Here is a 7,621-nt window from a genome sequence, read left to right as displayed (position 1 = left end):
GCTCACGTGAGTCCTCACATGTGCGATGCGGACGGCCGTCCCGACGGCCGCAGGCGGAGGAGGGGGGCTAGCCGCGGAAGACGCACGACGCTGTGGGCCTGACGCGTGTTGTGGAGCAGTCTAGTGGCGTGCCGGGCGTCGTATTACGCCGCCGCGGAAGGATCACTCGTCCGGGGCTGGACGGGGTGGACAACAAGGGCCGGGGCAGTCCGCCCCGGCCCCTGTCGGCAGGCTTACGCCTCCTCGTCGACCCACGACATCAGCTTGCGCAGCTGCTTGCCGGTGGTCTCCAGCAGGTGCTCGGAGTCCTGCTGCTTGTACTCGTTGTACTTCTTCAGGCCGCCGTGGTACTCGTCCATCCAGTTCCGGGCGAAGGTGCCGTCCTGGATCTCGGCGAGGACCTTCTTCATCTCGGCCTTGGTGGCGTCCGTGATGATGCGCGGACCGGTGACGTAGTCGCCCCACTCGGCGGTCTCGGAGACCGACCAGCGCATCTTCTCCAGGCCGCCCTCGTACATGAGGTCCACGATCAGCTTCAGCTCGTGCAGGCACTCGAAGTAGGCGATCTCCGGCTGGTAGCCCGCCTCGACCAGGGTCTCGAAACCGGCCTTGACCAGGGCGGAGGTGCCACCGCACAGCACGGCCTGCTCGCCGAACAGGTCGGTCTCGGTCTCCTCGGTGAAGGTCGTCTTGATGACACCGGCACGGGTGCCGCCGATGGCCTTGGCGTACGACAGGGCCAGCGGGAAGGCGTTGCCGGTGGCGTCCTGCTCGACGGCGGCGATCGCCGGAACGCCGCGGCCCTCCTCGTACTGGCGGCGGACCAGGTGGCCCGGGCCCTTCGGGGCGAGCAGGGCGACGTCGACGCCGGCCGGGGGCTTGATGAAGCCGAAGCGGATGTTGAAGCCGTGGGCGAAGAACAGCGCGTCGCCGTCCTTCAGGTGGGGGGCGATGGACTCCTCGTAGACCTGGGCCTGGATCGGGTCCGGGATGAGGATCATGATGACGTCGGCCTCGGCGGCGGCCTCGGCCGGGGTCACCACGCGCAGGCCCTGCTCCTCGGCCTTCGCCTTGGACTTCGAGCCCTCGTGCAGACCGACACGCACGTCCACACCGGAGTCACGCAGCGACAGGGCGTGGGCGTGGCCCTGGCTGCCGTAGCCGATGACCGCGACCTTGCGGCCCTGGATGATGGACAGGTCGGCGTCGGCGTCGTAGAACAGCTCGGCCACTTTGGGTTCTCTCCTTGTGTGCAGGTGGTGCGTCCCACCGTATGACGGCGGGCGGGAAGGAAGTTCGGGGGTCTCGGCATACGGGCGGCCGTTGATCGGCGGCCGCCCGTTCCCAGTCTTACGCCGTCCGGTCGAGAGCGCGCAGCGAGCGGTCCGTGATCGAACGGGCGCCGCGGCCGATCGCGATGGTGCCGGACTGCACCAGCTCCTTGATGCCGTACGGCTCCAGCATCTTCAGCATCGCGGACAGCTTCTCGCTGGAACCGGTGGCCTCGATGGTCACGGCGTCCGGGGAGACGTCGACGGTCTTGGCGCGGAACAGCTGGACGATCTCCACGATCTGGGAGCGGGTCTCGTTGTCGGCGCGGACCTTCACCAGAACGAGTTCGCGCTGCACGGCCTGACCGGGCTCCAGCTCCACGATCTTCAGCACGTTGACGAGCTTGTTGAGCTGCTTGGTGACCTGCTCCAGCGGCAGGTCCTCGACGCCCACCACGATGGTGATGCGGGAGATGTCGGGGTGCTCGGTGACGCCGACCGCGAGCGAGTCGATGTTGAAGCCGCGCCGGGAGAACAGGGCGGCGATGCGGGCGAGGATGCCGGGCGTGTTCTCCACCAGGACGGAGAGCGTGTGCTTGGACATGGTCTGTGTGCTCTTCCTTGCCTGTTGAAAGTCAGTCGTCTTCGTTGTCGCCGAAGTCGGGGCGGACGTCCCGGGCGGCCATGATCTCGTCGTTGGAGGTGCCGGCGGCGACCATCGGCCACACCATCGCGTCCTCGTGGACGATGAAGTCGACGACGACCGGGCGGTCGTTGATGGAGTTGGCCTCCTCGATGACCTTGTCCAGGTCCTCCGGGCGCTCGCAGCGCAGGCCGACGCAGCCCATCGCCTCGGACAGCTTCACGAAGTCCGGCACGCGCGTGCCCTTGGCCTCCGGGTTGATGTCCTCGGGGCCGCTGTGCAGCACCGTGTTGGAGTAGCGCTGGTTGTAGAAGAGGGTCTGCCACTGGCGGACCATCCCGAGGGCGCCGTTGTTGATGATGGCGACCTTGATCGGGATGTTGTTCAGGGCGCAGGTGGTCAGCTCCTGATTGGTCATCTGGAAGCAGCCGTCGCCGTCGATCGCCCAGACCGTCCGGCCCGGCTGTCCGGCCTTCGCGCCCATCGCGGCCGGCACGGCGTAGCCCATGGTCCCGGCGCCGCCGGAGTTGAGCCAGGTGGCGGGCTTGTCGTACTGGATGAAGTGCGCGGCCCACATCTGGTGCTGGCCGACGCCCGCCGCGAAGACCGTGCCCTCGGGGGCGAGCCGTCCGATGCGCTCGATGACCTGCTGCGGGGAGAGCGAGCCGTCGTCCGGCAGGTCGTAGCCCAGCGGGTAGGTCTGGCGCCACCGGTTCAGGTCGCTCCACCACGCGCTGTAGTCGCCCTCGTGGCCCTCGCTGTGCTCCTTCTGCACGGCCTGCACCAGGTCGGCGATGACCTCGCGGGCGTCACCGACGATGGGCACGTCGGCGGCGCGGTTCTTGCCGATCTCGGCCGGGTCGATGTCCGCGTGGACGATCTTGGCGTAGGGGGCGAAGCTGTCCAGCTTGCCGGTGACGCGGTCGTCGAAGCGGGCGCCGAGGGCGACGATCAGGTCGGCCTTCTGCAGCGCGGTGACCGCGGCGACGCTGCCGTGCATACCGGGCATGCCCAGGTGCTGCGGGTGGCTGTCGGGGAACGCGCCGAGCGCCATCAGGGTGGTGGTGACCGGTGCGCCGGTCAGCTCGGCGAGGACCTTCAGTTCGGCGGTGGCCCGCGCCTTGAGGACGCCGCCGCCGACGTAGAGGACGGGCCGCCGGGCGGTGGTGATGAGCTTGGCGGCCTCGCGGATCTGCTTGGCGTGCGGCTTGGTCACCGGGCGGTAGCCGGGCAGGTCCATCACCGGGGGCCAGGTGAAGACGGTCTTCGCCTGGAGGGCGTCCTTCGCGATGTCGACCAGGACCGGGCCGGGGCGGCCGGTGGAGGCGATGTGGAACGCCTGGGCGATGACCCGGGGGATGTCCTCGGCCTTGGTGACGAGGAAGTTGTGCTTGGTGATCGGCATGGTGATGCCGACGATGTCCGCCTCCTGGAAGGCGTCCGTGCCGATCGCCTTGGAGGCGACCTGACCGGTGATCGCCACCAGCGGGACCGAGTCCATGTGCGCGTCGGCGATCGGCGTGACCAGGTTCGTCGCACCCGGACCGCTCGTCGCCATGCAGACGCCGACCTTGCCGGTGGCCTGCGCGTAACCGGTGGCCGCGTGGCCGGCGCCCTGCTCGTGCCGCACCAGCACGTGCCGCACCCGGGTGGAGTCCATCAGCGGGTCGTAGGCCGGCAGGATCGCGCCGCCCGGAATGCCGAACACCGTGTCCGCGCCGACCTCCTCGAGGGAGCGGATGAGGGACTGCGCACCCGTGACGTGCTCGACGGGGGCGGACTGCTGTCCTCCGGAACGGGGCCGCGGCTGCGGATGGTGGGCCCCGGTGGCCTGCTCGGTCATCGGCATTCTCTTCTCGATGCTGAGGGTTTTTGCGAGGTTCGGGCGGAGTGGGAGCGCTGCACGAAAGTCACTCGTGCAACAAAAAACCCCTCGTGCCGTAGGGCAAGCGAGGGGAGCGCGCCGGTGAGGTCGCTGGGGATTCCGGATCGTCCTCCGGTGGGTCCCAGCTCAGCCGACGCGCTGTCCAAGTACGAGAATTCGGGTGCGCATGGGACTGACCCTCCCCCCGGCACGCACCACGTGTCAAGTGGGTGGGACGGGCGTCTCAGAATGTGAACGCAGTCCACTGCCGCCTCCCAGAACGGCGGTCACACCCCCTGTGTACACCCCCGCCGCCTTCCCCGCGAAGGCCGGCTCGGCCGGGGCGTGCGGCACCGGATAATGGCCGGATCCGAGCGCCCGGCGCAGCCGGTACTCGTCCAGCGCACCGGCGAACGCCAAGCCCTGTCCATGGGTACAGCCCATCGCGCGCAGCGCCACCGCCTGCTCGGGCAGGTCCACGCCCTCGGCGACGGACTGCAGGCCCAGGTCGCCCGCGATCCGCAGCAGACCACTGGTGATCTTGTGCAGCCGCGCGGACTCGACCACGCCCTCGACCAGGCCGCGGTCGAGCTTGAGGATGTCCACGGGCAGCCGCCTGAGCGCCGTGATGGCCGCGTAGCCGCTGCCGAAGCCGTCCAGCGCGATGCGCACCCCGAGCCGGCTGAGCGCGGTCAGCCGTCGCTCCAGCTCGTCCAGCGGGATCCGCGGATCGGTGTCGGACAGCTCGACGACCAGCGCCCCGGGCGGCAGCCCGTGCCGGGTCAGCAGCGCCTCCACCGAACCCAGCGGGGTCGAACGGTCCAGCAGCCGCCGCGCGCTGACCCGCACCGCCACCGGTACGGCCACCCCGGTCGCGGCCCGCTCGGCCGCCTGCTCCACGGCCTCCTGAAGGATCCAGCGGTCCAGCTCGGCGGTCTTGTCACCGTCCTCGGTCACCCTGAGGAACTCCGCGGGCGTGAACAGCACCCCTTGGGACGAGCGCCAGCGCGCCTGCGCGCAGACCGCCGTGATCCTGCCGTTCTCCAGGCACACCACGGGCTGGTGCAGCAGCGCGAACTCGCCGTCGTGCAGGGCGGCGCGCAGGCGCGTGGCCAGTTCCGCCTTGCGGACGACGTCCTGCTGCATCTGCGGTTTGTACAGCTCGACCCGGCCCTTTCCGGCCGACTTCGCGCGGTACATCGCCAGGTCGGCGTTGCGCAGCAGCTCACCCGCGCCCAGGCCGGGTTCGGCGAAGGCGACGCCGATGGAGGCGTTGACCCGGACATCGTTGCCGTCGATGGCGTAGGGCTGGGAGAGGGTCACCCGGAGACGGTCGGCGAGTTCCAAAATGTTGCGCTCCCGGGCGGCGCGGTCGCGGGTGCCGTCCCCGACGATCAGGGCCGCGAACTCGTCGCCGCCCAGCCGGGACGCGGTGTCGCCCTGCCGGACCGCGTCCTGGAGCCTGCGGGCGGCCTGGATGAGCAGCTCGTCCCCGGCCTGGTGCCCGATGGTGTCGTTGACGGCCTTGAAGCCGTCGAGGTCGATGAAGAGCACCGCCGTACCGCGCAGGGCGGCACCCCGGTCGGTGGCCCGGCGGCCGGACAGGGCCTGCTGCACGCGCTGGGTGAACAGCGCGCGGTTGGGCAGGTCGGTCAGCGGGTCGTGTTCGGCGTTGTGCTGCAACTGGGCCTGGAGGCGCACCCTCTCGGTCACGTCCCGGCTGTTGAAGATCAGACCGCCGTGGTGCCGGTTGACGGTCGACTCGACGTTCAGCCAGCCGCCGTCGCCGGAGCGGAACCGGCACTCGATGCGCGTGGTCGGCTCCTCCAGCGGGCTGGCGGCGAGGAAACGACGCACCTCGTGCACCACGCAGCCCAGGTCCTCCGGGTGGATGAGCGCGGCCAGCTCGGTGCCCACCAGGTCCTCGGCGGGCCGGCCGTACACCCCGGCGGCGGCCGGGGAGACGTACCGGAGGATGCCGTTCGGGGCGGCGATCATGATGACGTCGCTGGAACCCTGCACCAGGGAGCGGAAGTGGTTCTCCTTCTGGGCCAGCTCCTGGGTGAGGGTGATGTTGTCGAGCAGCATGATGCCCTGCCGCATGACGAGCGCCAGCACCACGGCGCCCGCGGTGATCAGCACCACGTGGTCGGGCCTGCGGCCGTTGAGGACGTTGTACAGGATGCCCAGGGTGCACACGGCCGCGGCGAGGTACGGCGTGAGGGCGGCGAGGGAGCCGGTGAGCGGGCGGCCCGCCGGGTACCGGCTGTGCTCGCCGCCCGGCAGGGGCGGCAGCGGGGGGTGGTGGCCCGCGCTCCGGCCCGCGCCCGGCACGTGCTCGTGGACCACGCGCGTGTGCCCGTCCGCCGCGCGGGCCTCCCGCGCGCTCCCGCGCCGGGGGGCGGCCCAGGGGGCGTAGGCGAGCAGCAGCGAGCCGGCGAACCAGCCCGCGTCCAGCAGCTGCCCGGAGCGGTAGCTGCTGTGCAGCAGGGGCGAGGTGAACAGGGCGTCGCACATCACGGTCAGCGCGAGCGCGCCGATCGCGGTGTTCACCGCCGTGCGGTTGCCCGGCGCGCGCCGGAAGTGCAGCGCGAGGACCATGCTGACCAGCGCGATGTCCAGCAGCGGGTACGCCAGCGACAGCGCGGCGTGGGCCACGCTGGAGCCGTCGATCCGGGCCGCCTGGGCGAGCGCCAGGCTCCAGGACAGGGTGAGCAGCGAGCCGCCGATCAGCCAGGCGTCCAGCCCCAGACAGATCCAGCCGGCGCGCGTCACGGGCCGCTTGGCGAGCACCAGCAGGCCCACGATGGCGGGCGGCGCGAAGCACAGGAAGAACAGGTCGGCGTAGCTGGGGCTGGGCACGGGGCGCGCCAGCACCACCTCGTACCAGCCCCAGACCGCGTTGCCCAGCGCGGCCATGGTCGAGGACAGGGCGAACAGCAGCCAGGCCGAGCGGAAGCGCACGCGCCGGCTGCGGGCGTACCGGAAGCAGGAGACGGCGGCGGTGCCGGCCGCGGCGCTCAGGCCGAAGTCGCCCATGACGAGCGCGAGTTCCTTCGTGCCCCAGTCGAACGCGGCTCCGACGGCGTAGGCCGCGCAGATCAGGGCGAGGACGAGCTGCTCCAGCAGCCGGTTGCCGTCGGCGGCGGCCGGCCGGCGGGGCGGCGGCGCCGCGTGCGGGTGCGGCGCGCGCACCGCCGCGTCGAGGGCGGTCGTCACGGAGGGCGGGGCGCTCACCGGGGCCTCCCGGTGAGCGCCGCTCCCGCGTCCCGACGGTCCCGGTGCGCTGGGTGCGCATGCCTGCGGCGGCCGCTGGGCCTGCGCTGGTGGTGGCAGTGGTGGCCGGTGTGGTGGCCGCGTCTGCGCGCGGCCGTGCGCCAGGGTCGCCGCCGGCGGCTCCGCCGCGTCGGATCGTTCGTCCATAGGCCGTGCATCGCCCGTCGCCCCCCTCACAGATCTGAAATGTCCATCCCCGGCGCCGAACGGTCAGCGGCGCTGCCCCTGTCGGGACGATACACCAGGATCGTCACTCAGGGACATAGCTTCTCTACGCTCCGTGACGACCAGCGGGGATGCGGGTACGGCCCGCGCCTGAAAGGTCGCGGAGGGTGCCGGAACGGCTCTAGTGCCCGGTATCCGCCGCCGTACCGGCTCCGGTCGTAAGGATCACGTTTCGCAGCGGCTCCTGGTTCACGTACCGGGTCAGCTGGTTGGCGAGCAGCCGCTTCGCGCGGGGCAGGAAGGCCGATGACGGACCGCCGACATGCGGGCTGATCAGCACTCCCGGGGCCTGCCACAGCGGATGGCCCGGGGGCAGCGGCTCGGGATCCGTGACGTCCAGGG

Annotated in this window: 5 protein-coding genes; all 5 read right to left on the bottom strand. The window is 71.1% G+C overall.

All coding sequences use genetic code 11. The features are described from left to right. Positions 1-233: 233 nt before the first annotated feature. Entirely contained in the window at positions 234-1,232 is a 999-nt protein-coding gene (ilvC, locus tag IE312_RS11625) for a ketol-acid reductoisomerase (RefSeq protein ID WP_189980931.1), read from the bottom strand. 118 nt (positions 1,233-1,350) lie between these two features. Continuing rightward, positions 1,351-1,875 carry an acetolactate synthase small subunit gene (gene ilvN / locus IE312_RS11620; RefSeq protein ID WP_189980929.1) on the bottom strand — a complete coding sequence of 175 codons (525 nt, stop codon included), beginning with the start codon at positions 1,873-1,875 and terminating at the stop codon, positions 1,351-1,353. Positions 1,876-1,906: 31 nt separating this feature from the next. Beyond that, a complete protein-coding gene (locus IE312_RS11615; protein WP_189980927.1) occupies positions 1,907-3,757 on the bottom strand; it encodes an acetolactate synthase large subunit in 1,851 nt (616 codons plus the stop codon). A 243-nt stretch (positions 3,758-4,000) separates the two neighbouring features. After that, a complete protein-coding gene (locus IE312_RS11610; protein ID WP_189980924.1) occupies positions 4,001-7,015 on the bottom strand; it encodes a putative bifunctional diguanylate cyclase/phosphodiesterase in 3,015 nt (1,004 codons plus the stop codon). 385 nt (positions 7,016-7,400) lie between these two features. Continuing rightward, the coding region (locus IE312_RS39630) for an NAD(P)-dependent oxidoreductase (protein WP_268254309.1) at positions 7,401-7,621 on the bottom strand (221 nt) is incomplete at its 5' end.

The organism is Streptomyces capoamus (assembly GCF_014654935.1).
GTDB classification, from domain to species: domain Bacteria; phylum Actinomycetota; class Actinomycetes; order Streptomycetales; family Streptomycetaceae; genus Streptomyces; species Streptomyces capoamus.
This window is presented reverse-complemented; position numbering and strand designations above follow the sequence as displayed.